Below are 26120 nucleotides of genomic sequence, written 5' to 3'. Positions count from 1 at the left end.
GCCCCCGGACCCCGGTCCTCAAGCGCCGGACGGGCTGCTGTGCCGTGTCCTCAAGCGCCGGACGGGCTGAAATCAGCCCGTCCGGCGTCCGGTTACTTCTTCAGCGCCTTGGCGATGTCGTCGATGACGACCTGGCTGGCCAGCGGCCCGCCACGCGTGGACCACACCGAACCGTCCACCGTCACCGCGTGGTTCTTCTTGACCGCGTTCAGGTCCTTGTACGCCGGCTTCTCCTGGACGTCCTTGAGCGCCTTCTCGCCGTCCGAGGTAAGGGTGGAGAGGAAGAGCCACTCGCCGTCGATCTCGTTGATCTTCTCCAGGCTGAGCGCCGGGGTGTGGGCGTTGCCGTCCTTGTCCTGGCTCCTGGGGCGCTTGAGGCCCATGTCCAGGGCGACGCCGCTGGCGAACTGCTTCTTCTCCATCCAGCTGGGGCCGTCCGGGTTCCAGCGGACGATGCTGACCTCGGCACCCTTGTTCCCGCCGAGCCCCTCACCGGCCGTCCTGGCCTTGGCCTCGTAGTCGGCGATGACCTTGTTGGCCTTGTCGAGGCCGTTGACCGCGTTGGCGATCCCCCGGAAAGACAGCTTCCAGTCGTCGGTCGGGGCCATGGTGACCAGCGTGGCGGGGGTGATCTCGCGGAGCTGCTTGAGGACCTGCTGGTCCTGCATGTCGCCGGCGAGGATGAGGTCGGGCTTGGCGGCGATCACCTTGTCCATCACCGGCTGCAGCAGGTTGCCGACGACGTTGATGCCCTTGACCTTGTCCTCGAGGTAGGCCGGCGGCTTGTTCAGGCCCTGCCCGTTGGTGATGCCGACCGGCTTGAGGCCGAGCGCGAGCACCGCGTCGAGGTCCTCCTGGGTGAGCGTCACGATGCGCTTGGGGTTGGCGGGCACCTTGACCGCTGTACCCGTCGCGTCCTTGACCGTACGCATCTCGCCGCCGTCGGACTTCGACTCGCCCTTCGCCTTGTCCGCGCCCGAGTCCGAGCCGGAACCGCAACCGGTCAGGAGCAGAGCGGCCGCACCCACAGCGGCAAGAGCCTGAGCCGCACGGCGCGGCGCGGACAGGAGGAAGCGGTCGGGCGAGGTCATCGAAGGCTCCGGGCGTTGAAAGAACTCAAAAAGAACAGGGCAGGCCGTCGGCGGAGGATTGCTCCCTCACCGGACGCTGTTGAATATTAGGTTAGCCTTACCTTAAAGTCACCCCGCAGGGGGTCCCTTTCGTCCGCCACCCGGCCGGAGCGGCCCGCCCGGAGCGGCCCCCGGGCGACGGACAGAGGTGCGACTACTTCTGACGGAGGAACAGCAGCCGGGCGAGCGCTTTCGGCCGACGCCAGGCGGGCCGGCCGTCGGGCCCCGCGCTCCCGGGAGCGTCCGCACGCTCCTCGACGACGACGGGCGCGGGCTCGGGTTCGGGAGCGGGGCGGTGATCGCGGTAGGCCTCGGCGCGCACATAGGCGCCGAGCGCGTGCGCTGGATCGATGCGCATGACGTAACTCCTGCTGTCGTACCTGCTGACATGCCGGGAAAACGACGACGCCCCGCCCCGGGACAGGGGCGGGACGTGGTCCCGGTCAGCAGCGCAGTACGGAATGGTGCGCGCGGTCGGTGGCGGCGGTGTCGCCGCCCGGCCGGGAAGGCGCCTGCCGCCCGGAGGGCCCCCCGGCTCCTCCTGCGGCAGGCGCCAGGGCCGGCGGGCAGGCGCGCCTGCCGGCCGGCCGCCCCACCCTCCCCGGACGTGGAACCCGCTGCCCGGCGGTACACGCGACGCATTCGTCGGAGGCCCCGTCCGCCAAGGGCGCGGACGCGGGGACCTCTTCCCGGGCGGAGATGCTCTCCACCCCTTCGGACGTCGCAGCGGAGAACACGAGCAGCGCTGAGGCCAGCACGGCGACCACAGCCCGCACCACGGGCTGGAGCACTGCCGCACGACCCCACATGGACACACACCAAGCGTAGTCGCCCGGTCACCTTGGGTGCATTCCGTCGAACGAGTGAGATTTCGGAGCGCAGTGCGATCTCCCGACCGCCTGCCGTCGGATGAAATGACTGGCCAGATCCCGCCCTACCTCCCGAAGGCTCGTCAACGCCACGGCCGTTGACGGAGTCCTGGCTTGCGTACATGACTCTTCTGTGGAGAGGCAGGGCACGATGACTGCAAGGACAGTACGCACGGCACTGGTGGGAGCCGTGGTGGCCGCACTGGCCACGACGGCCCTCTCGACGGCCGCCTCGGCCGACACGGGCCGGGGCGGCGGTTCGCACTCCGCCACCCAGGCCGTCATGGAGGCCGAGGTGAGGGCCGGAGTGCCGGGAATTCTCGGCCAGGTTCAGGACAAGAACGGCACCTGGAACGGATCGGCCGGTGTGGCCGACCTCAGGACCCACCGGCAGCGACTCCCCCAGGACCGCTTCCGCATCGGCAGCATCAGCAAGGCGTTCGTCTCGACCGTTCTCCTGCAGCTGGAGGCCGAGGGCAGACTCGGCCTCGACGACAAGGTCGAGCGGTGGCTGCCCGGAGTGGTCCACGGCAACGGCCACGACGGCAGCCGCATCACCATTCGCAGCCTGCTCAACCACACCAGCGGGGTCTTCAACTACACCGATGACCCGGGCATCAAAGAGCAGCTCACCACCGGCTTTCCCGAGCACCGCTTCGACACCTACACCCCCCGGCAGCTGGTCGCGGCCGCGATGCAGCACAAGCCCGACTTCCGGCCGGGCCAGGGGTGGCACTACTCCAACACCAACTACGTCCTCGCCGGAATGATCGTCGAGAAGGCGTCGGGCCACTCGTACGCCTCCGAGACGCAAAAGCGCATCATCGACAAGCTGGGCCTGCGCGCCACCACCCTGCCCGGCACCTCGTCCCGCGTCCCCTCCCCGCACGGCCGGGCCTACAGCAAGCTCCAGTCCACCGCGCCGGACGCGAGGATTCACGACGTCACCGAGCTCAACCCGTCCTGGGGCGGGGCGGCCGGCGAGATCATCTCCACCACCGGTGACCTCAACCGCTTCTACCGTGCGCTGCTGCGCGGCGAGCTGCTGCCCGAGCGCCAGCAGAAGGAGCTGCTCACCACCGTGCCGATGGGCGACGCCCCCGGCTCCCGCTACGGCCTGGGCGTCTCGGCCGCCACTCTCTCGTGCGGCGAGACGATCTGGCTCCACACCGGCGGCATCCACGGCTCCTCGTCCCTTGCCGCCTCCACGGCGGACGGGCGCCACACCGTCGCGTTCAACTACAACGGCGACTGGACGGCGGCGAATTTCGGCGGGCTGCTGGAAACCGAGTACTGCGGCACGCAGCCGGCCGGCACCGCCACGGCGGGCGGCGCCCTGGCAGCGGCCACCGCTCTGCGCTGACCCACGGCACCACCGTGCCCAGCCCGCCGGCAGCCGCCGGTGGACTGGGCACGGCCCGTCGCCGGGCACCCGCCCCGTCCGTGTTCCCCTGCGGTGCCCGGCCCCTGTTCAGCCGTATCCCGGGCGCCCACCGCCGGGCGTGCGGTGTAATACGTCCAGGCCCTGCCCAGCCGGGCCCTGTGGTTCCGAGGTGAGGAGCGCGCGTGGAGAGGCCGGAACGGGAGCGGGCGGAATCGGCGGCCCGGCAGGCAGCCGCGCAGCTCACTGCCCAGGACATCCGCGGCGTCGCCCTCACCTGGGTGGACAACGCCGGCATCTCCCGCGTCAAGGCGGTGCCCACCGGCCGGCTCGCGCACGCCGCCCGCTGGGGCGTGGGCGCGTCGCCCTGCTTCGACGTCTACCTCGTCGACGACTCCAGCGTCACCAGCCGTCACATCGGCGGCCCCGACGGCGATCTGCGGCTGTTCCCCGATCTGGACCGGCTCGGCGTCCTGGCCGCGCAACCCGGCTGGGCCTGGGCCCCGGTGGACCGGTACGAGCAGGACGGCGCCCCCTATGCCGCGTGCCAGCGGCAGTTCGCCCGCCGGATGGCCGACGCGGCCGCCGCCCGCGGACTGCGGCTGAGCATGGGCTTCGAGACCGAGTGGGTCGTCACCCACTCCGACGGGCACGAGCCCCCGCGCTACGCCTGCTCCGGCCCCGCCTACGGCATGACACGGGTGGTCGAGCTGTCGGACTACCTGCGCGAGGTCCTGGACGCACTCACCGCGCAGCGCGTCGAAGTGCTGCAGATCCACCCCGAGTACTCGCCCGGCCAGTTCGAGGTGTCGGTCGCCCCTTCGGACCCGGTCGGTGCGGCCGACCTGTCGGTGCTCGTCCGGGAGACGATCCGCGCGGTGTCACTGCGGCACGGCCTCGACGCCTCCTTCGCCCCCGTCGTGGAGCACGGCGGCGTCGGCAACGGCGCGCATCTGCACCTGAGCCTGTGGCGGGACGAGCAGAACCTGTGCCGGGGCGGTGACGGCCCGTACGGCATGACGGCCGAGAGCGAGGCGTTCCTGGCCGGAGTGCTGCGGGAGCTGCCCGCGCTGCTCGCCCTGGGCGCCCCCACACCCGCCAGCTATCTGCGCCTGGAGCCCTCGCGCTGGGCGGGCGTCTTCCAGTGCTGGGGCCTGGAGGCGCGGGAGGCGGCGCTCCGCTTCATCACCGGCGCGCCGGACGACGCCGGGGGTGCCAACGCCGAGGTCAAGTGCTTCGACGCGGCGGCCAACCCGTATCTGGTGACGGGCGCGGTGGTGGCCGCCGGGCTGGCGGGCCTGGACGAGGGCCTGCGGCTGCCGCCCCCGGCAGCGGGCGACCCGGCCGTCACCGGCGGCCAGGTGCGCCTGCCCACATCCCTGGCCGAGGCACTGGAGCACTTCGAGGGCTCGGCCCTGCTGCGCACCGCGCTCGGCGATCCGCTGTTCGAGGCGATCGCCGCCGTCCGCGCGGGCGAGGTGAAGCTGTTCGAGGGCCTGGCGCCGAAGGACATCGCGGCCGCGACGCGTGGCCGGTACTGACGTGACCGGCGTGCGGGTGCCCCGGCTGGTGGACCATCACTGTCACGGCGTGGCCCGCTCCGAGCTCGCCAGGGAGGCGTTCGAATCCTTCCTCACCGAGTCGGACACAGCCGCCGCGCCCGGCACCTCCTTCTTCGACACCCAGCTCGGCTTCGCCGTGCGCCGCTGGTGCGCACCGCTCCTTGACCTCGAACCGCACTGCCCGCCGGAGGCCTACCTCGCCCGCCGCCGCGAGCTCGGCCCGGACGAGGCCACCCGGCGCCTGCTGAGTTCGTGCGGCATCTCCGACTTCCTGGTGGACACGGGCCTGCCCGGCGACCTGACGAGCCCCCGCCAGCTGGCAACCGCCGGTGACGCGGCCTGCCACGAGATCGTCCGCCTGGAACACCTGGCGGAACGGGTCGCCGACGGCGCCGGCAGCCGCGACGGCTTCCTCGGCGGGCTGGCCGACGCCGTGCAGGACGGTGCCCGTACCGCCGTCGGCTTCAAGTCGGTGGCCGCCTACCGCTACGGGCTGGACTTCGAGGCCGGCCCGCCGCGCCCGGCCGAGGTGCGTGCCGCCGCCGACCGCTGGCTCACCGCCCGTACGCCGGGCACCCGGCTGGCCGAGCCCGCGCTGCTGCGCCATCTGCTGTGGTCCGCCGCGCGGACCGGCATGCCGATCCAGCTGCACACCGGCTTCGGCGACCCGGACCTGCGGCTGCACCGCTGCGACCCGTTGCTGCTCACCGACTTCGTACGGGCGGTCCGCCCCACCGGTTGCACGCTGGTGCTGCTGCACGGCTACCCCTACCACCGGGGTGCCGGCTACCTCGCCCACGCCTTCCCCCACGTCTACGCCGACATGGGGCTCGCGCTGTCGCACACCGGGGCACGCGCCGGGGCCGTGCTGGCCGAGATGCTGGAGCTGGCCCCGTTCGGCAAGCTCCTTTTCTCCACCGACGCCTACGGTCTGCCGGAGCTGTACGTGGTGGGCGCCGAGCTGTTCCGGCAGTCTCTCGGCAGGCTGCTGACGGAGTGGGTGGACGAGGGTGCCTGGTCGGCAGGGGACGCGCAGCGGGTGGCGGCCCTGATCGCGGCGGACAACGCCCGCCGGGTCTACGGCCTGGACCGGACGCCGCCCGGGCGGCCCACACCGTTCGGGTGAAGCCGGCCGCCAGGCGAATCCGGTCGACGGGCACTGCTACACGGTCGGCAGCGCCCAGGGTGTCACCGGCAATGAGACCGACCGTGACGCCTATCTCTACGACACTCCCGACTGCCGGGGAGCGGCGGCGTATTTCCCGTCGGGGTTCTACGGAACGCAGTCTTTCCAGAGCGTGGTCTTCATGCGTCAGCGCGCTCCGCCGTGGTGGTCCTGTGGCGTGGAGCGGCCACGTGGGTTCCGCTGATACGGAGAGCACAATTTCGCTAGTCTGGGCGGTCGAGCCGCCGACGCGGGGAGGACCCATGAGCACCGGCCCGGTGTGGAGCATCGAACGTATCCGCGATGCTCTCGGCAGTCCCGGCCTCTCGCAGCGCTTCACCGACGAGATCGGCCGGGCTCCCGCGCACGCGGTACTTGCCGTGTTCGCGAAGTGGCAGGGCATCGCCGAGCGTACGCTCGCGGCCGTCGAACGGGGACGGCAGGCGGCGGCAGCCGAAGCGGCGGGCGGCGAGGTCCCGGGCGAGTGGATCGACATCACCCAGAAGGTGCAGGAGGACGCTGCCCTCGTTCGCGCCCACGGAGCCGTGTGGAGCTGACACCCTGAGCCGGTGTACGCGCTCAAATACGATGCGACGATAGCGGCTGTCTGGGACTCCCTCCCGTCACCGGTGAGCGGACAGCTCAGCGACGTCCTCGCCGCGGCCTGCGCGGACCCCCTGTCGGTGACCGTCCCGTACGGCGAGGACGACGGAATCATGCGGATGCTCGTGCTCGACGAGGTCTTCGTCGTCATCTATCTGGGGCACCAGACGAAGACCCTGCACATCTATCAGATCGACTATCTGGGCTGAGCCGTCCGCGCGAGTCCGGCCAGGACGGCGACGGCCCGGTCGAGCTCCTCCTCGGTGTTGTAGTAGTGCGGGGAGAGCCTCACCAGCGGGTGGACGCCGCGCTCCTCGGTGTCGAACTGCGACTGCTCCGGCGTCGTCGTGCTCACGTTGATCCCCTGCCGGGTCAGCTCGGCCTTCACCGCGTCCGCGGCGACTCCCTCCACCTTGGCGGTCACGATGGCGCACCGTTCGAGCCCCAGGTCGTACGTGCCGGCCCCGGGCACCGCGTCGAGCCGCTCGCGCAGGGCGGACCCCAGGGCGATCGCGCGGTCGCCGATGGCGTCCAGGCCGAGGTCCAGGGCCTGGCGCACGGCGCTGCCCAGGCCGAGCACGTTGGAGTAGCTCATCTCCCATGTGCCGAAGCGCCGTGCGCCCGGCCGCCAGGTGAAGCCGCGCTTGCCGTCCCACACCGATGCCGCGGTCTCGTTGACGTGCGGGTCGAGGCGGTCGAGGATCCCGGTGCGGACCCATAGGAAGCCGGTGCCGCGGGGCCCACGCAGGAACTTGCGGCCGGTCGCGGTGAGCATGTCGCAGCCGATGACGCCGACGTCCACGGGGAACTGACCGACCGACTGCGTGGCGTCCAGCAGGAACGGCACCCCCGCCCGCCGGGTGATGCGGCCGATCTCGGCCGCCGGGTTGATCAGACCGCCGCTGGTGGGGACGTGGCTGACGCCGACGAGCCGGGTGCGGTCGTCGATAAGGCCGGCCAGGGCGGCGGTGTCCAGCCGGCCGTGCTCGTCGTCGGGGACGACGACGATCTCGGCGCCGGTGCGCTGGGCGACCTGGAGATAGGCCAGCACATTGCTGCCGTACTCGGAGCGGCCGGTCAGGATCCGGTCGCCCGGCCGGAAGGCGAGGGAGTAGAACGCGGCCTCCCATGCGTGCGTGGCGTTGTCGAACAGCGCCACCTCCTCGGGCCGCCCGCCGAGGAGTTCGGCGATGGTGGCGTGGACGGCCTCGATGTCCTCCAGCCGCTCGTTCGCGGCCTCGTAGCCGCCGATGCGGGCCTCCAGTTCGAGGTGAGCGGTCATCGTGCCGAGCGTGCGGCGGGAGAGAAGGGCGGCGCCCGCGTTGTTGAGGTGCACGCGATGGGCGCAGCCGGGGGTGTCCTCACGCAGTGCGGCGATGTCCATGAGGTGCGCTCCTGACGGGAAGAGTCGGGATGAGACGGTCGCTGTACCGGTCGACTTCACCATCGACCATGCCCGCGCACCAGTGGCCCGATGCCGCGCGACGGCACGCGCGCACGCAACCTCGTCGATCAGCCGTCCGTCTCCCTGCGGGAACCCCCGTTCGCACCTGAGGGGTGGTGGCAGCACCACCCCAGGAACGGATGCTGATGGGATCGATCGCACGGGCGCCGGGCGGAAGCATCGATGTCGTCACCGCAACCGCGCAGGAGGATCGATGTTCACGTTCGGAAAGTCACGACGCACGGCGTCAACGGTGTCGGGCACCGTGGCGGCGGCGATAGCTGCCGCCGTGCTTCCGGGGTCCGTCGCCATGGCCGCCCGGGCCGCCCAGCCTCCCGTACCGGCCCGTTACGCGCAGCAGCAGCTGGACTGGCAGCAGTGCGAGAAGGACTCACCGCTGGAGTGTGCGGCCATGGCCGTGCCCCGCGATTGGCACCACCCGGACGCCGGGCCGGACCTCACGGTGGAGGTCTCCCGACACCGCGCGAGCGACCCCGGCAAGCGGCGCGGGGTGCTGATGATGGCGGCGGGAGGGCCGGGCGGCAAGGGGCTGCTGCGGCCGGCGCGGCTGGTGAAGGAGTCGCCGTCGGTAGGTGCCGCCTACGACGTGGTGAGCTTCGACCAGCGCGGGGTGGGGCGCAGCACGCGTGCGGTGTGCGAGAGCGACGCGGAGTTCGCGGACTTCCTCGACGGTGATTTCCGCGACCGCTCCCCCGCCGCGCTCCGGAACGTGGTGGATCGTTCGCGGAAGTTCGCGGACGCGTGCCGCAGCCGCAGTGGTGATCTGCTGCCGTATCTGAACACCGAGCAGACGGTGCGGGACATGGACCTCTTCCGGTCGCTGCTCGGGGAACGGAAGATCTCCTACTACGGACCCTCCTACGCGACGATGATCGGCGCCTATTACGCGACGCTCTTCCCGCAGCGCGTCGAACGCGCGGTGCTGGACAGCAACATCGCCTTCGACGGCTCCTGGGAGAGCTTCATGAAGGGGCAGCCGATGAGCTTCCAGCGCCGCTTCGAGCAGGACTTCCTGCCCTGGCTCGCGAAGTACGACAGCGTCTACCACTACGGCCGTACCGCCGCCGAGGCGAAAGCGAAGTGGGAGCGGCGGCGTGGTGCCCTGCGCGAGAAGCCGCTGACGGTCGGCAAGGTCGTCATCGGACCCAACCAGCTGGACAGCGGGACGGTCCAGGCGATGTACGACGCCGACGGCGGTTTCCAGCCGCTGGCGACGGCGCTCGCCGCGCTCGACCACTGGGACAGTGCGACGCCCGAGGAGAAGGTGACCGTCCAGCGGCTCTTCGGCGGGTATCCCGACGCCGGCTTCTTCGCCGAGTACTTCTCGGTGACCTGCAACGACACCCCGTGGAACCGTGACGTCGACTACTGGGTCGAGCGCAGCGGCGAGGACACCCGTGAGCGGCCGCTGGCCGGTGCCCGCGAGCTGGCCTTCGCCTCGGTGTGCGCCGCCTGGCCGAAGTCCCCGGCGCCGAGGGTGAAGGTCACCGGTGCCCGCCTGCCGACCACGCTCATGCTCAACTCGGTCCACGACCCGGCCACTTACTACGAGGGGGCGGTGCGGGCCCACCGTGCCCTGCGCGGCTCGCGCCTGGTCACGGTCACCGGCGGTGACCACGGCGCCTACCAGGAGGGCAACGCCTGCGTCGACGACATCGTCAACGGCTACCTGCTGACGGGGGACGCGCCCGAGCACGACACGGCCTGCCCCGCCAAGCCCCTCCCGGTGCCCGCCGGAGCGTCCGCGGCAGCGAAGTAGGCGCGTGCCGTATCCGGGCCGGGTGCCCTGTCGTTGATGCGACAGGGCGGCAGGAAGGCCGGGGACATGCGCATCCAGATCATCACAGCGGGCACCATGGGCTCCGTCGCCCCCTACACCGGCCTCGGGCACCGGCTGTTCGCCGAGGGCCACGACGTGGAGATCGCCGCGCACGCGAGGTTCACGGACGTGGTGGCCTGCTGCGGCCTGGGGATGCGCGCGCTGGAGGCCGACCCGTTCGAGGAGCTGCTCGGCGCGCACAGCCGCTTCCGGCGCGCGGTCCGTTCGCCGGGCTCCGTCCTGCGCGTCGTACGCGCCACCGAACAGGCCGCGCTCTCGCTCGTCGACGGGATCCTCGCCGCCGTCGACCCCAAGGCCGATCTGGTCCTGCTGTCGGCGATCGCCGCGCCGATCGGGAGGGTCGTTGCGCAGTACCACGACATTCCGAGCATGGGTGTCTTCCTCCAGCCCGACACCCCCACGGCCGCGTTCTCGCCGTGCACGATGCCCTGGAAGCCCCCCGGGTTCGCCAACCGGCTGCGGGGGCACGCCGCGAACGCCGTCCTGGACACGCTGTACGCCACCGCCAACCGGAGCCTGCACGCCAGGCTCGGGCTCGCGTACCGCAGCGGTCACCGGCTGCGCGTGGAACGGGAGCGGAGGGGGTGGCCCATCTGGCACGGCTTCAGCCCCTCCGTGGTGCCCCTGCCGGCGGACTGGCGGCCGGGCCTGGGGATCGCCGGGTACTGGTGGCCGCACGAGTGCGCGGACTGGGAGCCGCCCGCGCTGGTCACCGACTTCCTGGCGGCCGGGCCTGCGCCGGTGTTCGTGGGTTTCGGCAGCATGATGCCCGGCGAACCCGAGCAGCTCGCCGGCATCACGGCGCGGGCCCTGCGCCAGGCGGGGCTGCGGGGAGTCGTCCAGTCGGGATGGGCGGGGCTGTCCGTGATGAACGACGACGTCATCACGGTCGGCCCGGTCCCGCACGGCTGGCTCATGCCGCGCACGGCCGCCGTGGTGCACCACGCCGGGGCCGGGACGACGGCGGCCGGGCTACGGGCCGGAGTGCCCGCGGTCCCGGTGCCCGTCCTCACCGATCAGCCGTGGTGGGCCGAACGGCTGGTGCGGCTGGGCGTGAGCCCGGGAGCGCTGCCATATGCCTCGCTGACCGCCGACCGGCTCGCCGGGGCGCTGCGACGCGCCACGGGCGAACCCCGGTTCGCCCGGCGGGCCACCCAGCTGGCCGCGCGGCTGGGGCTGGAGGACGGGGCGGGCGCCGTCGCCCGGGCGATCGCGGACATGCCCTGTTGAACGGGGCGCCCGGGCCGCAGGCACGGTCCCCCCGGCAACCGCTTGAGACAAGGACGTAAGGACACCCTGTGAGCGCGCACCCGTCCCTGCCCGAACTCGCTGCCTCCGGCCGGGCCTCCGAGCGGTCCGACGCCACGGCCATGCCGCCGCTGGACGCGTGGCTGTACCGGCACCAGAGCAGTGGGGCGGTGTGCATGACGGCCGGGGTCCTCGCCCGGTTCGAGGGCCCCGCACCGGCGCTGCCGCGGCTTCGTGAACTGGCGCGGCAGCGGTGGCGAGCGTACGAGCGGCTGCGCCTGACGCCCGGCGTGCCGGCAGCCGGGGGGCCCGACGCGTGGCCGCACTGGACGACCGGACCGGCGTTCGACCCGGGGCACCACGTCCCCGCCTCCCCCTCGCCCGCCCCGCTGGAGGCCCGTACCGCCCAGCTCCTCGCCCATCCCCTCGGCCCGGCCATGCCGCCCTGGCAGCTGCATCTGCTCCCGGCGGCCGACGGCTTCGCCCTGTTGCTGCGCGCCCATCACGCGCTGCTCGACGGGGGCTCGCTCGTGGCGCTGCTGCGCTCCCTCCTCGACGCCCCGGCCGGGGTGCCCGGCCCGCGTGCCCGGCCCGGCACGGCGCAGCCGTCCGCCGTGCCCCGCCTCCCGTCGGCCCGCGCCCTGGCGGACCTGCTGCCGCGGGCCCGGCCCCTGCCGTTCCACGGCCCGGTGGACTCGCGGCGGTCGGTGGCCTGGTGCCGGATTCCGGCGGCCGAGCTGAGTGCGGCCCGCGACGCCCTGCCGTCGGGGCGGGCCTCGGCCAACGCGGTCTTCCTCGCCGCGGCCGCCGGTGCGCTGCGGGCCTCGGGAGCCACCGGGCGGCTGCCATTGTTGCCGGGGGTGTGCGCGATGGTCCCCGTCGACGTACGGGAGGGGGGCGCGGCGGCGGTTCTGGGCAACCACTACGCCACTGTGCGGGTGCCGCTGCCCACGGGTGCGACAGCGCAGCGGCGGCTCGCCGCGGTGGACGCCTTCACCCGCAGGGCGGCGCTGAAGCAGCGGGCGCGGGCCCAGGCGCTCTTCGTCTCCTCACGGCCGCGGCGGCACGGACCGGTGAGCGACGCCCTCGGCCGATACGCGGACTCCCCGTTCTACTCCTCCGTGCTGTGCAGTAGCCTGGCGACGTACGCGGGCCCGCTGGCCCTGGGCTCCGCCCGCCTGACCGGTATCGCCGCTCTGCCGCCGCTCAGCCCGGGGCAGCCCGTGGCGATGACGATGGCCGTGCACGACACGGGGGCGACGGTGACCGTGATGACCGACCAGGGCCACCGCCACCTGGGGGTGCGACTGTCCGCCCTCATCCGGCAGGAGATCCGCGGGCTGTCGGGGTGAGCGGCCGTCGCTCTCACGGGCGTCCGCCATATGGCAGTAACGTCCCGCGCCGGTTCTCGTTCCCCCTGGTGAAGTCCCCCCACGAAACGGAGACCGGCCGTGCCGACGCGTATCGCACTCTTGGAAGAGGTCATCCCGCTCACCCTCGACGGTTACGCGTACACCGGCCGGGTCGTCCACCAGCCCAACGCCAGACTGGCTCCCATGGTCTTCGTCGGCGGGGCGTTCCAGCACCAGAACGCCTGGGGCCGCCTGGAGCAGGGGTGCCGGGAGGCGGCGAGCGTGATCACGATGGATCTGCCCGGCTGGGGTGGTGCGGACCGCCTGCCCGCCCGCTACGGCCTCGACTTCCTCACCAAGGCGCTGGACCAGCTGCTCGCCAAGGTCGCGCCGAGCCCGGTGAACGTCTTCGGCGCCTCCTACGGCAGCGCGGTGGCGTACCAGTGGGCGCGTGACCACCCCGAACGGGCCGAGCGCGTCGCCCTCTTCGGCACGATGTCCCACCTGACGGCCTCCGCCCGGGCCCGGGTGCAGCTCACGCTGGATCTGGCGGAGCAGGACCAGCACGCGGAGTTCGTGGAGTGCGTGCTGGAGAGCATGATGTGCACCTCGCCCCGCGTCACGGTCGCCCGCAGGGCCACGGTGACCAGGTGCCTGACCCGTGCCCTGCGCGAGATGACCGCCGACGATCTCGCCAAGTACCGCGACAACTCGCTGCGATTGCTGGCGAACTCGCGGCTGCCCGCCGGGCCGCCCGTGCGTGTTCCGGTGCTGGTGGCGACCGGTGAGCACGACCCGCTGAGCACTCCGGCGCTGAGTCGGGAGGCCGCCGCGCAGTGCACCGACGCCCGGTTCGTCGCGTTCCGGAACGCGGACCACCTGCTGCACCTGGAGTGCCCGGCCGAGGTGGTGGACCTGCTGATCCGCTTCTTCTCCGGGGACTCCCTCACCGGTCTCGACTACTGCCATCCCGTGGAACACATCCGGCACCGGATGCGGAACGCGCTGCCCTCGCCCCGCCCGTCCGACGGGCACTGAGCGGTCCGGCCCCTTCCCGGGGCCGGACCGGGCTCGGTGGCTCAGTCCTCGTGCGCCCCGGAGGGCAGTTGGCGCAGCTTCATCGGGGTGCGGGTACGGAAGGCGTAGTCCAGCATCTTCGCGGCATCCGGGTAGCGGCCGGCGGGGTCGTTGAGGATGACGCCGACGACGTCGCGGGCGCCGCGCCGGGCGGCGAAGACCAGGCAGGGCCCCGCCGCCTGCGTCGTGCCGGTCTTGAGCCCGACGACGCCCTGGTACGAGCCGAGCAGCTTGTTGGTGTTGTACCAGGTGTAGAGGCGGTTGACGTTCGTCGCCTTCTGCTGGGTGCTGGTCGCCTTCATCACCGTGCCGAGCGTGCTGCTGCCCATCGCGTGGCGGGCGAGCTTCGCCAGGTCGCGGGGGGTGCTGTAATTGCCGCCCTGGGCGGAGATGCCGTCGAACGAGTCGTAGTGGGTATTGCGCAGCCCGAGTTCGCCGGCCTTGTCGTTCATTTTTGTGATGAATGAATTGGTGCGCTCCTCTTCGGTGCCGCCGCTGCCGAAGGTGTCGGCGAGCGCGTAGGCGGCATCGCATCCCGACGGCAGCATCAGGGCGTAGAGCAGCTGCCGGACGGTGAGTTTGTCGCCCGTTCGCAGGTCGGCGGTGCTGGCCTGCTTGCGGGCCACCCAGTCGCGGTAGGACTGCTTGATGGCGATCTGCCGGTCCAGTTCGCCCGCGTGGTCGTCGAGGACCACGACCGCGGTCATGATCTTCGTGGTGCTGGCCGTCGGCCGCCTGGTGTCGGCCGCCTTGCCCCACGGCTTGCCGTCGGGTCCGCGGTCGAGGTACGCACCCTTGGCGCCGATCCCCGCGGGGCCGTCCGCGGCCTCGGCGGTGGCCGTCGGGAGGGTGACCGCGACAGCCGCGGTCGACGCGGTCAGCGCCGCTCCCCAGCGGCGGGCCGCCCCCCGGCCATCCCGCATGCCGGTGCTTCCCCCACATCGCTGCATCGAGTCTCCAGTTTTCCTCGCTGGTCGGGTCGGGGCCAGCGAATGGTCGCACCCGACGCCGCGCGAGATGAAATCCCTTCACTCATACGTGACGACAGTCGGATCATTACCCGGGACTCGAACATATTTATATGGCGGAAACCAGGTCCTGCCGGGCTCAGGCTGAGCAGACGCCTCGCGCGTGGTCGAAGGTGGCGGTCGCCTGCGAGTGCTTCCACTCGGGGTCGAGCAGCCCGGCCTCCAACTGCTTGGCGGCCTCCGGGCTCTCCACGATGTAGCCGAAGTCCTGCAGCCACGAGGGGTAGAGATTCTTGGAGCCGATGTAGAAGGCGGAGCTGTCCACGGAGACCATCTTGCGGTGCAGCGCGTACGGCTTCCCGTCGGTCCAGGTCGCGTCGGCCGAGCTGCGGAAGGTACCCAGCTGCAGGTGGGAGCACATCGCGGCCCTGGCCTTCTGCTGGTCACCGGTGACCAGGGCGAGGCGGTTGCGGAGCGTGTCGCTGATCTCGGACAGGGACTTGATCTGCGAGTAGCCGCCGCTGCCGACCGCGCCGCGGTTGGCGGGGTCACTGACGACGATGCGGACCTTCACCCCGGCCGCCATCTTCGCGGCGAGGAGGTCGTAGAGGCGGATGTCGTAGCGGGCGATGGGCGGGCAGGTGGCGTTGAGGTCCTGCTGGGAGATGACGATGCTGCGGTCCGCGCTGCCCACCAGGGCCCGCAGGGCGCTCTCCTCGGGGTTGACCGTGTCGTAGTCACGGTCGGCGTTCGTCCTGTCGGGCAGACCGACGACGCACTTGGTGTCCGGGGCGGTGGGCAGCCGGGGACGGAACTTCGAGGCGGGGTCGGAGTCCTTGATGCCGACGCCGAGGCCACCGACCGCGATCACGGGGACGTTGCCGGTGGGAGCCGCGGGCGTGGGGTTGGCGTCCTTCTCCATCGTGGGCATGCAGTCGCCGCCCGAGCCCGCGAACCATACGCTCGCGATGTTGTTCTTGTTCTGGCACGTCCACGTCCAGAGCGTGTCCAGATACCTGCCGGCGGAGCTCGCGGCCGGGCCGGTGAGGGCCAGGTCGACGTCCGTCACCGGGTGGGCGGTGTCGACGTAGTCGTCCTTCCAGCTGTTGATGCCGCCGGTGATCGCCGACTCGCCGTCCACGACGAGCAGCTTGGAGTGGTTCCACGAGAAGCTGGTCTTCGACGTGGTCATCGACGCGACGTTCAGCGTGATGCCGTCGGCGGCCCCGCCGAGCCGGGCCTTGAGATCGTCCCGGTACTTCGAGGGCAGTACGTTCATGTGGTAGACCGGCGCCGCGCCGACCAGGACGCGGACGCGCAGCTTGTTCCCGGACCCGGCCGAGGCCTTGAGCCCGGCGGCGATCGCGTCCTGGAAGGCACCGTCGGGGAAGGGCGCCAGGGTCGATATGTCGACGGTGCGCTTCGCCTTGGAGATGTTCTCGGTCATCTTGGCCAGCAGCCGCTTGGTGCCCGGGCGGTCCGCGCACGCGTCGTCGCCCCAGCAACCGGGGGTCTGCAGCAGCCAGTCGGACGGATCCGCGGTGGAGGCGTCCAGCTTGTTGCCCTCGGTCCGCTGCCAGACGTCACCTTCGAGGCCGGGCGAGACCTGTCGCAGTGTCTTCTCGACGGCGTCGAGGTGCGGGGTCGGCGAGGAGCTCGCGAAGGCGGGGGCCGCGGGCAGCGCGGCCAGGACGACGGCCGAGGCCGCCGCGGAGCGGGCGAGGCGGGATAAACGGCGGGGCCGGTGGTGGGGCAATTGTGCATCCTTAAACGAAGGAACGATTCCGCGAACGGAAGATCAACGCGGAGAAGTTACCAGTTGACGAACAGTTGAACAGTACGAGTCGGACATCACCGACAGGTTCAGGTCAATGGCCGCCGACGGTCCGGCGCGGGCCCACGGAGCGCTGCCGACGGCCGTCCCGTACGTCTCGCGGATGACCGGGGACGCCGCCGCCAGTCCCCAGATGTACGGCAGACCGCCTGATGGATGGATTTCTCGTGATGCCCCTTGGCCATAGCTTCGTGACCGAGCTTCCTGATCACAGCTCCTGGAGACCGGGAAGTCCGTCACGACGAGAGGCAGACATGTACGGCAAGGCATTCGCCCCCGAGTACCGCGGCGCGCTGGGCGAGCTGTCGGTCAACTCCTCCCTCGAGGAGGTGCTGGCCAGGGCGGTCGAGCAGCAGCGGCAGGCCGAACTCTCCGGTTCCCATCTGGAGTCGGCGCACGCCGCTCTCGCCGTCGCCGAGGCCAGCCGACGCCTGGGCCGCGTCGCCGACGCCGAACAGGCGTGGAAGGCCAGTTACCGCGCGGCACGGCGGGCCGGGGACGAGGGCGCGATGGCGTGGGCGGTGTGGAGCGGCGGCACCCTGGCCCGGCAGCGCGGCGACCTCGCCCTGGCCCGGCGATGGCTGGCGGTCGCCGCCGAACTGGCCGAGCGCGGCGGGGATGTCGTCGCCCGCGGCTACTCCTTGGCCGGGCTCGCCGAGACCGGCCGCATCCAGGGCGACTACCAGGCCGTCGGCGAGCTGCACGAGAAGCTGCTGGCGGAGGCCAGACGGCGGGGCGAGGCCCGGCACACGGTATGGGCGCTGGAAGGTATAGCGCAGATGCACCGCAACACCGGCTCGTACGACACGGCCCTGGCCATGTTCGAGGAGGCCGCGGAGATAGCGGGGAAGGCCGACGACGCGCGCGGCCGTGCGTGGGCGCTGCGCGGCATAGCCGACGTGTCGTCCCTGCGGGGCGGGACCGGCCGGGCGCTGGAACTGCTGGCCGAGGCCGAGCACACCTGCCGCGAGATGCAGCTCGTCAGCGCGCTGGCCTACAACCACAAGATGCGCGGCAACGTACTCTTCCGTGCCGGCCGGTACGAGGAGGCGCGGGTGACCTACAGCGGGGCCCTGGAGGAGTTCCGGGCGATGGGCGAGCCCCGGGGCGCGGCGCTCGCCATGCTCGGGCTGGTCAAGGCCCGGGCGCGGCTCGGGCGTGACCTGGCGGAGACCGCCGCCGATCTCGACGCGCTGCGCCGCACGCTCGGCGGGCTGGGCCTGCTGCACGCCCGGCAGATGGTGGACAAGGCGCGTGCGGAGCTGGGGATCGCGCCCGTGTCCCCGGCCCCGGCGGGCTGACGTGAGATCCGCCACCGCCCCGCACTTCACCGGACGAGAGAAGCCCGCCATGACGTCACACACCGGCCTGCAGCTGACTCAGGCATCACCGCATCAAGTGCTCGACCGCTGCCGGGAGCTGGTCGAGCCGGCCCTGCGGACCGCCGTGCAGAGCCTGCATCCCTGGCCCCGGCTGATGGGCTCGTTCTCGTTCGGCTGGTGCGACGCCGGCGGGGCGCCGGGCGCGGCAGCGGGCGGAAAGGGGGTGCGGCAGGCTCTCGCCGTGCTGGGGGCGGAGGCCGTGGGCGCGCCTGCCGGGGCCGCCGTCGCGGGGGCGGTCGCGGTCGAGTTGGTGCACGCCTTCTCGCTGGTGCACGACGACATCATGGACGGTGACGAGCGGCGGCGGCACGGGGAGAGCGTGTGGAAGGCGTTCGGTACCGGGCCGGCGGTGCTGGCCGGGGACGCCTTGTTCGCGCTCGCGGTGGAGACGCTGGCGGGGGCAGGGGGCGAGCACGCGGCGGCGGCCGTCCGGCTTCTGGCCGGGGCGCTGCGGGAGCTGGTGGCCGGGCAGGCCGACGACCTTCTCTTCGAGGCCCGGCCGTGGACGGGCCCGGAGGCCGTGCGGATACCGGAGTACGAGGCGATGACGGCCGGCAAGACCGGTTCGCTGCTCGGTTGCGCCTTGTCGCTGGGACCGGTGCTGGCCGGGGCCTCGCCGGCGGTGGTGGGCGTGCTCGCGGAGGCCGGGCGCCACCTGGGCGCGGCGTTCCAGGCCGTGGACGACCTGCTGGGCATCTGGGGCGACCCGGCCGCGACCGGAAAGCCGGTCCACGCGGACCTGCTCCGCGGGAAGAAGACCCTGCCGGTGCTGGCGGCTCTGGCCGCGGACGGCCCGGCCGCCCGCCGGCTCGCCGGGCTGCTGGGCCCGGCCGCCCCGCTGGACACCGACGGCGCGTACCGCGCGGCCGGGCTCATCGAGGAGGCCGGGGGCCGGGACCTGACCCTGGCGGAGGCCCACCGCCGGGTGGCCGCCGCGCGCGAGTGCCTGTGGGGGGTGCCGCTGGCACCCCGTACGACGGACGAACTCCTCGCGCTCACCGGTTTTCTGGTGGAACGGCGGCTGTGACGGCGGGGTGCTCCGCTGGTGGTGGGCTCCGCCGGTGGTGGGCTCCGCCGGTGGTGTGTGATCAGGCGTTGCGGTTCACGACGACGCTGCCCGCCGCCTTGTCGTGGAAGCACTGGCGGTAGGGCTTGTCCCAGCAGCAGGACAGCACGTTGATGAGGCCGCCGAGCGGGATGAAGCCGATCAGGATGTAGACGGCCCAACGTCCGAACGCCGCTCCCAGCGAGAGGTTCTGGCCGTCCGAGAGCCGGGCGACGCGCAGACCGCAAATGCGCTTGCCGAAGGTGGCGCCGTACTTCGAGTTCATGACGGGCTCGTAGCACAGCACGACGGCGAGGCCGACGAGACCGAGGAGAGCGGCGCCGGCCGGACTGACACCGGAGGCATCGACCACGATTGCGTTGATGATGCCCACGACGATCATGGGCACGATCATGAAGAAGAGGTCGAGAACGCGGGCACCCAGGCGGGCGCCCTGGTTGGCAAGGGCCTGCTCGGGCGGGCCGGCGGGACCCATCGGCGGCATGGACGGCGGGTAGTACTGGGGCGGCGGAGCGCTGTAACCATAGGGGTTCTGGGCACCGGGCTGCTGCTGATAATGACTCACACAACTGATCCAATAGGAGACGCGGCCGATCATACAAATCGGTTCGGGCTCCACGTGGAGATCGATTGCAAACGGTTATCCGAAGCAGCCCGGCGGGTCCGGCGGAGCGGCGCTACTGATTACGCGTCAGGTATTCATTTCCGCACTGCTGTTTTTTGGGGGAGGCTTATACGGATTGTCGGTCGACGACCGTACGGTGCGCGGTCCCCGGCCGCGGTCCATTTCCTTCCATTCCGGTCGCAGCCCGGCCAGGTTGGTAGTGCAGAAATACGCCACGGCCCCGGCCAGCAGCACCGGCGTCAGCCCGGCCGACGCCACCGCCGCGCCCGCGAGCAGTCCGCCCAGCGGAATGCCGGCCCAGGCGAACGAGTCGCCCAGGGCCCGGACCCGGCCCAGGAGCCGGCGCGGGACGCGCTCGAAGGAGACCGCGCCCAGGACCGGATTGAGGAAGCCGCCGCCGAAGCCGGAGAGCGCGAAGACCGCCGCCACCACCCACATCGGGGCCCCGGAGGCGAGGACGAGCCAGCGGGGCGCACCGGCCAGCAGGAAGCCGGCGAAGAACACGAGGCGGCGCGGCATCCGGTGGGCCACCGCGGCGGCTATGAGGCTGCCGCAGACCGCCGCGATGCCGGCGGTGCTGCCGGTCAGGCCGATCGCCGCCGGTCCGCCGCCGGTTTCCTTGGCCCATACCGGCACCAGCACGGTCATGAACGCCGAGTCCAGCAGGTTGGTGATGCCGACCATGACGACGATGGCGAGCAGCAGGGGCTCGCGGCGCAGGAAGGCGAAGCCCTCGCCGAGCTGCTGCCAGTAGCCGGCCCGTTCGTCCCCGTCCTGCGGGTCGTCCACGTCCTGCCGGTCGTCCTCCGTCCCGGCCGCCCGGCCCATGCCGCGCGGCAGCGCCAGCGCGATGAGCACCGACCCGAGCGCGAAGCACGCCGCGTTGACGACCAGGCCGGCCATGGGTCCGGTCAGGGCCACCAGGGCTCCGCCGGCCGCCGGACCCACCGTGGAGGCGAGGCGCTCGGTGACGCCCGACAGCCCCGTCGCCCTCTCCAGCGGCACCCGGCTTCGGTCGGCGGCCTCCGGGACCATGATCTCCTTGGCCAGGTCGCCGGGGCCGCGTACCGCCCCGACCAGCGCGACCAGCGTCAGCAGCAGCCAGAAGGGCAGCAGGTGCAGATGGTGCGTCAGCGGGATGAGCAGGACTGCCACCGCGCTGACGGAGTCGGTGACCCAGGAGACGACCCGGGGCCCGACGCGGTCGACGAGCGGGCCCGTGAGGGCCTTGACCAGGACGTAGGGGGCCATCTCACAGAAGGCGACCAGGCCGGTCAGGGTGGCGCTGCCCGTGGTGACGAGGACGAACCAGGGCAGGGCGATTGCGGAGACGCGCGTGCCGGTCAGGGATACGGCCGTTGCGGCCAGGATGCCGGCCAGCGGGCGGAGGCTGCGTCCGCCGGGTATCGCGTTCACTGCCGGTCCGCTTCGAAGGCGTCCGGCTCCGGCAGCAGGTGGAGGACCAGCATGACCCGCTCGGCGTCCTCGGGCGCGTCTGCCGTGGTCTGATCGGGGCTGTGCTTTCGGTAGCGGGCGAGGACCGAACGCAGCTCCTCCTCCAGCTGCCCGGCCTCGTCGGGCGTGAGCCGCAGGGCGAAGTTGCTCATGTTGAAGCGGTCCCTCCACTCGCGCGGCAGGACCGGGAACCGGTTCAGGGCCAGCTGCGTGCGCAGCGTGTGGGCGTCGGCGACCGAGCGCATGTACTGCATCACGGCGTCGGGCTCGCCGTCGGCGAGGTCCGTGATGTTGAGCCATGTCGACTCGTGCGCCGCTCGCCACCAGCGTTCGCGTGCGTTGCCGCGCGCGGTGTCCTCCTCGACGAACCCCGCGGCGCCGAGCTGCCGCAGGTGGTAGCTGGTCACGCCGGAACCGATGTGCAGCTGCTCGGCGAGGCGGGTGGCGGTCGAGGGGCCGTGCGCCCGCAGCAGTCCGATCAGCTCCACGCGCACGGGGTGGGCCAGGGCGCGCAGGCCCTTGGCGTCCAGGACGACGTCGGTCTCGGGGTCCGGGCCGAGCGGCGGGGTCGGGGGCGCGGGCGAGGGTGTGCCGTCGCCCGGCTGGTTGAGGTCTGCCATGACCCCAACAATAACCGCGAAGATCTCTTCGCGAAGAGACTTTCGCGAAGCACTCTTGGCGATGTGGCCCCCGGGAGCGGGCGGCAGAGGACCCGTCGATGCCGACGACGGATGACCGGAAAAATTCGCCCCGTTGCCGGCGGCGACGGTTCTACCGTAGAGAAATGATCAATGATCCCTCCTCCCACACCATCGCTCCAGGCATCCTCCTGCGTCCGGTGACCACGGACGATGCGGAAGGCCTCGCCCGGGCGTACCGCCGCAACCGCCGGCACCTGCGGCCCTGGGAGCCGAACCGGGGCGAGGCCTTCTTCACCGCCGAAGGGCAGGCGGAGCGGTTGCGGGACCTGGCCGGGCTGCGGCAGGCCGGGCGGGCGATGCCCTGGGTGCTGGCAGCCGACGACGGCCGGGGCGAGGTCGTGGGCGCGATGAACCTGTCCAACATCGTGCAAGGTCCCTTCCGTAGCGCCAGCCTGGGGTACTGGATCGACGCCGAGCACACGGGCAAGGGCCTGGCCAGTCTTGCCGCGGAGGCCGTGTGCCGGGACGCCGACGAACGGCTCGGGCTGCACCGGATCGAGGCCGGAACCGTCGTCACCAATACGGCATCGCAGAGGGTGCTGGCCAAATGCGGTTTCGAACTGATCGGCCGCGCGCGGAACTACCTCCACATCGACGGGGAATGGCAGGACCACTTCCTCTTCCACAGGATCCTCAACGACCGCACCCCGGCCTGAACCCCACCGCGCGGGTCCGGACCGGTCCCCGCGCGGCGAGGCCGGGGCCTCGCCGCGCTCCCCGCCTGGGCCCAGTTCTGCCGCGCCTAGGCCCAGTTCTGCCGCTGCAGCCAGAGGTTGCGCTCCGGGCCGGAGCCCTGGGTGAAGACATAGAGCAAGCCCACCCGATTCATGATCACCGGATTGACGTTGACGTCACCGATCACTCCGTCGAGTGACCGGAACGCCTCATAGGCGGCACCGTTGGCCGACGTCTGCGCGGTGACCAGCAATTTCCTGTCCGCGCCCTTGGCGAGGACGGTGACCCGGCCGTCCTGTCCCAGGCACGCGGTGGGCCGGTCGGTGATCTGGCCCTTGAGGGAGGCCGAGCGCTGCCAGTTGTCGTAGTCGTCGCTCTGTCCCACGCGCCAGGCGGAACCGTCGGATCCGCGGTAGAAGATGTGGACCCTCGACGCGGCGTCCGCGACCGCCGAGGGGCGGCTCGTGACGCCCGTGGTCTGCTGCTGGAACGCGTCCCAGGCGTCGGCGGCGTTCGACGCCTTCTGCTGGATGGTGTGCAGCGTGTCGTCGGCCCCCCTGACGGCCACGACGATTCTCCCGGAGCCGTCGAGAACCGGTGACGGGGTCGCGAATATCGCGCCGCCCAACGAAGCGGGAGCGGTGTACGAGTCGTAACTCAGCGCCTGGTTGCGGGTGTACCACAGGGCGCCGTCGGTGCCGCGGAAGAAGATCTGCAGGCGTCCGTCGGAGTTGAGCGCGGCCGCCGGGTCGCCGCCGACGTTGGTGACGATGCGCTGCGGCGGGGCGAAGCCGCCGTTGATGACGGTCTGGGTGACCACTTCGAGGTGGTCGTCCGGTGTGCGGTAGAAGACGCGGATCCTTCCGTCCCTGCCCCGGATCGCGCTGGGCGCGCCCGCGATCCGCGCGCCTTCATGCCGCAGCCAGGAGGACCAGCCGCGGTCGCGCGTTTCCCATATCGTCCAGAGTGAGTTGTCCCCGCCCCGCACGAAGGCCTGGACACGGTTGTCGGAGTTGAGAGCCGCCGAGGGCTCGCCGTGCACGGAGCCCTCCAGGTTGGTCCAGTTGCCCCACTTGGTACCCGGAGCGGTGGAGACAGGCATGCAAACTCCTCGATCGTCGGTGTGCCGAGTTGTCGCGCCGGGCTCCAACTTAGCCACGGCCGGGGAGAAGGACAGAGAGCGGAATGAGCTGGCGCGATATCGGCGATGTCAGCGGCCGGCCGCGGAGCCGCGCCGCCCGGCGTCCGCGGCCAGGACGAGGGCCACACCCAGCACCGCGAGCACCGCGCTCGCGTATATCTCGTAGCCGTGGAGGAAGCCCAGGTGACGTATGAGGCCGAAGTAGCGGAACCACCCGGTGGCCCAATGGACGATGCCGACCAGGCCCTGCACGACGAGGAGGGCACCGAGCCCCTCGAGAAGTTTCTTCATGCCTGCCATCGTCGTCCGGCCGCGGTGCCCCGGTCATCGGCCGGGCGGCTGTGCGGCCTGGACGGAAGTAGCCGGAAACCCGGGTATGCCGCGTCCGGAAGTCTCGACCTCTGCGACTTTGGTCGCCGACCGCGCCACGACCGGCCGGCGGCCCCGGTCCGGTCAGTAGATTTGCGGCATGAGCAGCGAAGAGACCGCGGAGGCGGAGCGTGCGGCGGGCCAGGAGTACGGGTGGCTGCTGCCGTCCGCGGTCACGGACGCCACCGGGCACACCGGCGCCGCGGGCCGGTCCAGGCGCACCGTGCGCGACTGGGCCGTCGACATCGTCCTCCTCGCCGTGGCCGCGGTGGTGGGGCTGCTGGCCGCCGAGCCGCTGCGCACGGATCCGCAGACCTCCGCTCTCCTGTTCCTCGCCGATCAGATCGTCGGCGCCCTCGCGTGCACGGCGCTGTGGACGCGCCGGCGATGGCCGGTGGGACTGGCTCTGGTGCTGACAGCGGTGAGCACGCTCTCGCCGCCCTCGACCGGCGCGATGGTGGTGGCGGTCTTCACGGTGGCCGTGCACCGGCCCTTCAAGGTGATCGCGTCGGTGGGCGCGCTCGCGCTGGTGAGCACCCTGCTCTCGGCCGTCGTGCGCCCCGATCCCGAGCTGACGTTCGCGGCGGCGACGGCCATCGGGACGCTGCTGGTGCTCACCCCGATCGGCTGGGGCATGTTCGTACGCTCCCGGCGGCAGTTGCTGCTGTCGCTGCGCGAACGGGCCCTGCGCGCCGAGGCCGAGGCCGGGCTCCGCGCCGAGCGGGCCCAGCGGCTGGCGCGGGAGCGCATCGCCCGGGAGATGCACGACGTGCTGGCGCACCGGCTGTCGCTGCTGTGCGTGCATGCGGGGGCGCTGGAGTTCCGGGCGGATGCCAGTCCCGTCGAGGTGGCCCGGGGCGCCGGCGTGATCCGCTCCAGCGCGCATCAGGCGCTGCAGGACCTGCGCGAGGTGATCGGTGTGCTGCGCGCCCCCACCGGCGCCGACGCCTGCGACGCCGGCCGGCCCCAGCCCACGCTCGCGGCGATGGGGGCGCTGGTGGAGGAGTCACGCCAGGCCGGCACGGCGGTCACCCTTGAGCAGCGGGTCGCCGACCCCGCGTCCGTGCCGGCGGCCGCGGGCCGCACCGTCTACCGGATCGTTCAGGAGGGGCTGACCAACGCCCGTAAACACGCCCCCGGATCCGAGGTCACGGTTGTCGTCGAAGGTTCCCCGGAACGGGGGTTGACCGTCGAAGTGAGCAACCCCGCAAGCGTGGCAGCGGCGGGCGGGGCAGCAGATGTGCCCGGATCCGGCCAGGGCCTGATCGGGCTGGCCGAACGTGCCGCGCTGGCGGGCGGGCGTCTGGAACACGGCCCCGGCCCCGGGGGCGGTTTCCGCCTCCGGGGCTGGATACCGTGGCGGCCATGAACGCGTCCCCGCCGCCGCAGGTTCCCGCAGGGCACGAAGCCCCGCGCGAGCCGCGACCCTCGCCGATCCGTGTGCTCCTCGTCGACGACGATCCGCTCGTACGGGCCGGGTTGTCATTCATGATGGGCGGGCTCCCGGACATCCGGATCGTGGGCGAGGCGTCCGACGGCGCCGAGGTCGCCGCGCTCGTCGAGCGGCTCACACCCGATGTGGTGCTGATGGACATCCGCATGCCGTCGGTGGACGGGCTGGCCGCCACCGAGCGGCTGCGCCGCCGCGAGCGGGCCCCGGAGGTGATCGTCCTGACCACCTTCCACGCGGACGAGAACGTGCTGCGAGCCCTGCGCGCCGGGGCGGCGGGCTTCGTGCTCAAGGACACCCCGCCCGCCCAGATCGTCGAGGCCGTGCGCCGCGTGGCGGCGGGCGATCCCGTCCTCTCCCCCACGGTGACCCGGCGGCTCATCGCCCAGGTCACCGACCGCACCGAGGACGTCCGGGGCGGCCGGGCCCGGGCACGGCTGTCCCTGCTCAACGATCGTGAGCGGCAGGTCGCGGTGGCCGTGGGGCGCGGGCAGTCCAACGCCGACATCGCCGCCTCGCTCTATATGAGCGTGGCGACCGTCAAGACGCACGTCTCCCGCGTCCTGAGCAAGCTCGGCCTCACCAACCGTGTCCAGATCGCCCTGCTCGTTCACGACGCCGGGCAGCTCGACGGTGGCGACGTCTGAGACGGCCTGAGCCGTCCCGCGTCGCCCGCATCAGGACTGCCCACCACGCTCCCCACCGGGATCCGCTGGTAACTCACCGTAGTGACCCCGCAGCACCGGGCATCACGTTGCCCAA

General features: G+C 72.0%; 24 protein-coding genes. 14 read left to right on the top strand and 10 right to left on the bottom strand.

The genetic code is table 11. The annotated features are described in order from the left end of the window. Positions 1-92: 92 nt before the first annotated feature. Entirely contained in the window at positions 93-1091 is a 999-nt protein-coding gene (locus AB0F13_RS13345; protein WP_362079921.1) for an ABC transporter substrate-binding protein, read from the bottom strand. A gap of 193 nt (positions 1092-1284) precedes the next feature. Then, positions 1285-1488 (bottom strand): hypothetical protein, encoded by a 204-nt coding sequence (locus AB0F13_RS13340; protein ID WP_362079918.1) that lies wholly within the window; start codon positions 1486-1488, stop codon positions 1285-1287. A gap of 662 nt (positions 1489-2150) precedes the next feature. On the opposite strand from AB0F13_RS13340, the gene AB0F13_RS13335 reads away from it, so the two are divergent. The 5 genes from AB0F13_RS13335 to AB0F13_RS13315 all read left to right on the top strand — a co-directional run bounded on the left by AB0F13_RS13335 (position 2151) and on the right by AB0F13_RS13315 (position 6919). Further along, positions 2151-3362: a serine hydrolase domain-containing protein gene (locus AB0F13_RS13335; protein WP_362079915.1), complete on the top strand. Its 1212-nt coding sequence runs from the start codon at positions 2151-2153 to the stop codon at positions 3360-3362. Between the two features lie 203 nt (positions 3363-3565). Then, positions 3566-4921: a glutamine synthetase family protein gene (locus AB0F13_RS13330; RefSeq protein WP_362079912.1), complete on the top strand. Its 1356-nt coding sequence runs from the start codon at positions 3566-3568 to the stop codon at positions 4919-4921. Beyond that, entirely contained in the window at positions 4908-6068 is a 1161-nt protein-coding gene (locus AB0F13_RS13325) for an amidohydrolase family protein (protein ID WP_362079909.1), read from the top strand. Before AB0F13_RS13330 ends, AB0F13_RS13325 begins: the two co-directional genes overlap by 14 nt. Positions 6069-6370: 302 nt before the next feature. Continuing rightward, complete coding sequence (locus tag AB0F13_RS13320) at positions 6371-6664, top strand: hypothetical protein (protein WP_362079906.1); 294 nt, start codon at positions 6371-6373, stop codon at positions 6662-6664. A 12-nt stretch (positions 6665-6676) separates the two neighbouring features. After that, positions 6677-6919: a hypothetical protein gene (locus AB0F13_RS13315; RefSeq protein ID WP_362079903.1), complete on the top strand. Its 243-nt coding sequence runs from the start codon at positions 6677-6679 to the stop codon at positions 6917-6919. On the opposite strand, the gene AB0F13_RS13310 is transcribed toward AB0F13_RS13315, so the two are convergent. Then, positions 6907-8094 (bottom strand): aminotransferase class V-fold PLP-dependent enzyme, encoded by a 1188-nt coding sequence (locus AB0F13_RS13310; RefSeq protein ID WP_362079900.1) that lies wholly within the window; start codon positions 8092-8094, stop codon positions 6907-6909. The two genes, AB0F13_RS13315 and AB0F13_RS13310, sit on opposite strands and share 13 nt — an antisense overlap. A 274-nt stretch (positions 8095-8368) precedes the next feature. Here AB0F13_RS13310 and AB0F13_RS13305 point away from each other — a divergent pair, with 274 nt between their 5' ends. The 4 genes from AB0F13_RS13305 (at position 8369) to AB0F13_RS13290 (ending at position 13653) form a co-directional block, all read left to right on the top strand. Further along, complete coding sequence (locus AB0F13_RS13305) at positions 8369-9934, top strand: alpha/beta hydrolase (RefSeq protein WP_362079897.1); 1566 nt, start codon at positions 8369-8371, stop codon at positions 9932-9934. A 66-nt stretch (positions 9935-10000) separates the two neighbouring features. Beyond that, the gene (locus tag AB0F13_RS13300; protein WP_362079895.1) at positions 10001-11245 is read left to right on the top strand and encodes a glycosyltransferase; all 1245 of its coding nucleotides are present in this window, start codon (positions 10001-10003) and stop codon (positions 11243-11245) included. 68 nt (positions 11246-11313) lie between these two features. Then, positions 11314-12615: a wax ester/triacylglycerol synthase domain-containing protein gene (locus AB0F13_RS13295; RefSeq protein ID WP_362079892.1), complete on the top strand. Its 1302-nt coding sequence runs from the start codon at positions 11314-11316 to the stop codon at positions 12613-12615. Positions 12616-12714: 99 nt separating this feature from the next. Next, positions 12715-13653 carry an alpha/beta hydrolase gene (locus tag AB0F13_RS13290; RefSeq protein ID WP_362079889.1) on the top strand — a complete coding sequence of 313 codons (939 nt, stop codon included), beginning with the start codon at positions 12715-12717 and terminating at the stop codon, positions 13651-13653. 41 nt (positions 13654-13694) lie between these two features. On the opposite strand, the gene AB0F13_RS13285 is transcribed toward AB0F13_RS13290, so the two are convergent. Beyond that, a complete protein-coding gene (locus AB0F13_RS13285) occupies positions 13695-14615 on the bottom strand; it encodes a serine hydrolase (RefSeq protein WP_362079886.1) in 921 nt (306 codons plus the stop codon). Between the two features lie 184 nt (positions 14616-14799). Further along, positions 14800-16416, bottom strand: coding sequence for a phospholipase D-like domain-containing protein (locus AB0F13_RS13280; RefSeq protein WP_362079883.1), 1617 nt, complete (start codon positions 16414-16416; stop codon positions 14800-14802). A 332-nt stretch (positions 16417-16748) separates the two neighbouring features. Between AB0F13_RS13280 and AB0F13_RS13275 the strand changes: the two genes are divergently transcribed. Both AB0F13_RS13275 and AB0F13_RS13270 read left to right on the top strand, forming a co-directional pair. Next, entirely contained in the window at positions 16749-17795 is a 1047-nt protein-coding gene (locus AB0F13_RS13275; RefSeq protein ID WP_362079880.1) for a tetratricopeptide repeat protein, read from the top strand. A 49-nt stretch (positions 17796-17844) separates the two neighbouring features. After that, a complete protein-coding gene (locus AB0F13_RS13270; RefSeq protein ID WP_362079877.1) occupies positions 17845-18903 on the top strand; it encodes a polyprenyl synthetase family protein in 1059 nt (352 codons plus the stop codon). A 61-nt stretch (positions 18904-18964) separates the two neighbouring features. Here AB0F13_RS13270 and AB0F13_RS13265 read toward each other — a convergent pair whose 3' ends face one another. The 3 genes from AB0F13_RS13265 to AB0F13_RS13255 all read right to left on the bottom strand — a co-directional run bounded on the left by AB0F13_RS13265 (position 18965) and on the right by AB0F13_RS13255 (position 21642). Continuing rightward, positions 18965-19507, bottom strand: a complete 543-nt coding sequence (locus AB0F13_RS13265) for an RDD family protein (protein ID WP_362079874.1) — start codon at positions 19505-19507, stop codon at positions 18965-18967. 126 nt (positions 19508-19633) lie between these two features. Beyond that, positions 19634-20983: an MFS transporter gene (locus AB0F13_RS13260; RefSeq protein WP_362079871.1), complete on the bottom strand. Its 1350-nt coding sequence runs from the start codon at positions 20981-20983 to the stop codon at positions 19634-19636. Further along, the gene (locus AB0F13_RS13255; RefSeq protein WP_362079868.1) at positions 20980-21642 is read right to left on the bottom strand and encodes a helix-turn-helix domain-containing protein; all 663 of its coding nucleotides are present in this window, start codon (positions 21640-21642) and stop codon (positions 20980-20982) included. Before AB0F13_RS13255 ends, AB0F13_RS13260 begins: the two co-directional genes overlap by 4 nt. Before the next feature lie 164 nt (positions 21643-21806). Between AB0F13_RS13255 and AB0F13_RS13250 the strand changes: the two genes are divergently transcribed. After that, positions 21807-22379, top strand: coding sequence for a GNAT family protein (locus AB0F13_RS13250; protein WP_362079865.1), 573 nt, complete (start codon positions 21807-21809; stop codon positions 22377-22379). An 86-nt stretch (positions 22380-22465) separates the two neighbouring features. On the opposite strand, the gene AB0F13_RS13245 is transcribed toward AB0F13_RS13250, so the two are convergent. Beyond that, a complete protein-coding gene (locus AB0F13_RS13245) occupies positions 22466-23500 on the bottom strand; it encodes a hypothetical protein (protein WP_362079863.1) in 1035 nt (344 codons plus the stop codon). Positions 23501-23608: 108 nt separating this feature from the next. Next, positions 23609-23830, bottom strand: coding sequence for a hypothetical protein (locus AB0F13_RS13240; RefSeq protein WP_362079860.1), 222 nt, complete (start codon positions 23828-23830; stop codon positions 23609-23611). Positions 23831-24008: 178 nt separating this feature from the next. On the opposite strand from AB0F13_RS13240, the gene AB0F13_RS13235 reads away from it, so the two are divergent. After that, positions 24009-25277, top strand: a complete 1269-nt coding sequence (locus AB0F13_RS13235) for a histidine kinase (protein ID WP_362079857.1) — start codon at positions 24009-24011, stop codon at positions 25275-25277. Further along, a complete protein-coding gene (locus tag AB0F13_RS13230; protein ID WP_362079855.1) occupies positions 25274-26005 on the top strand; it encodes a response regulator transcription factor in 732 nt (243 codons plus the stop codon). The genes AB0F13_RS13235 and AB0F13_RS13230 overlap by 4 nt, the downstream gene beginning before the upstream one ends. Positions 26006-26120 lie beyond the last annotated feature (115 nt).

Origin of the sequence: Streptomyces sp. NPDC026206 (genome assembly GCF_040638465.1) — a bacterium.
In the GTDB taxonomy this organism is placed as follows: domain Bacteria; phylum Actinomycetota; class Actinomycetes; order Streptomycetales; family Streptomycetaceae; genus Streptomyces.
The sequence above is the reverse complement of the archived record's forward strand: the minus strand, read 5'-3'. Positions and strand labels throughout refer to the sequence as shown.

What these genes read in the sequence shown, in the direction of transcription:
- AB0F13_RS13255 (WP_362079868.1), bottom strand. Translation starts at nt 21,642, where the DNA reads ATGGCAGACCTCAACCAGCCGGGCGACGGCACACCCTCGCCCGCGCCC.
- AB0F13_RS13270 (WP_362079877.1), top strand. Translation starts at nt 17,845, where the DNA reads ATGACGTCACACACCGGCCTGCAGCTGACTCAGGCATCACCGCATCAA.
- AB0F13_RS13285 (WP_362079886.1), bottom strand. Translation starts at nt 14,615, where the DNA reads ATGCGGGATGGCCGGGGGGCGGCCCGCCGCTGGGGAGCGGCGCTGACC.
- AB0F13_RS13320 (WP_362079906.1), top strand. Translation starts at nt 6,371, where the DNA reads ATGAGCACCGGCCCGGTGTGGAGCATCGAACGTATCCGCGATGCTCTC.
- AB0F13_RS13235 (WP_362079857.1), top strand. Translation starts at nt 24,009, where the DNA reads ATGAGCAGCGAAGAGACCGCGGAGGCGGAGCGTGCGGCGGGCCAGGAG.
- AB0F13_RS13240 (WP_362079860.1), bottom strand. Translation starts at nt 23,830, where the DNA reads ATGAAGAAACTTCTCGAGGGGCTCGGTGCCCTCCTCGTCGTGCAGGGC.
- AB0F13_RS13230 (WP_362079855.1), top strand. Translation starts at nt 25,274, where the DNA reads ATGAACGCGTCCCCGCCGCCGCAGGTTCCCGCAGGGCACGAAGCCCCG.
- AB0F13_RS13300 (WP_362079895.1), top strand. Translation starts at nt 10,001, where the DNA reads ATGCGCATCCAGATCATCACAGCGGGCACCATGGGCTCCGTCGCCCCC.
- AB0F13_RS13250 (WP_362079865.1), top strand. Translation starts at nt 21,807, where the DNA reads ATGATCAATGATCCCTCCTCCCACACCATCGCTCCAGGCATCCTCCTG.
- AB0F13_RS13245 (WP_362079863.1), bottom strand. Translation starts at nt 23,500, where the DNA reads ATGCCTGTCTCCACCGCTCCGGGTACCAAGTGGGGCAACTGGACCAAC.
- AB0F13_RS13345 (WP_362079921.1), bottom strand. Translation starts at nt 1,091, where the DNA reads ATGACCTCGCCCGACCGCTTCCTCCTGTCCGCGCCGCGCCGTGCGGCT.
- AB0F13_RS13305 (WP_362079897.1), top strand. Translation starts at nt 8,369, where the DNA reads ATGTTCACGTTCGGAAAGTCACGACGCACGGCGTCAACGGTGTCGGGC.
- AB0F13_RS13340 (WP_362079918.1), bottom strand. Translation starts at nt 1,488, where the DNA reads ATGCGCATCGATCCAGCGCACGCGCTCGGCGCCTATGTGCGCGCCGAG.
- AB0F13_RS13310 (WP_362079900.1), bottom strand. Translation starts at nt 8,094, where the DNA reads ATGGACATCGCCGCACTGCGTGAGGACACCCCCGGCTGCGCCCATCGC.
- AB0F13_RS13275 (WP_362079880.1), top strand. Translation starts at nt 16,749, where the DNA reads ATGTACGGCAAGGCATTCGCCCCCGAGTACCGCGGCGCGCTGGGCGAG.
- AB0F13_RS13335 (WP_362079915.1), top strand. Translation starts at nt 2,151, where the DNA reads ATGACTGCAAGGACAGTACGCACGGCACTGGTGGGAGCCGTGGTGGCC.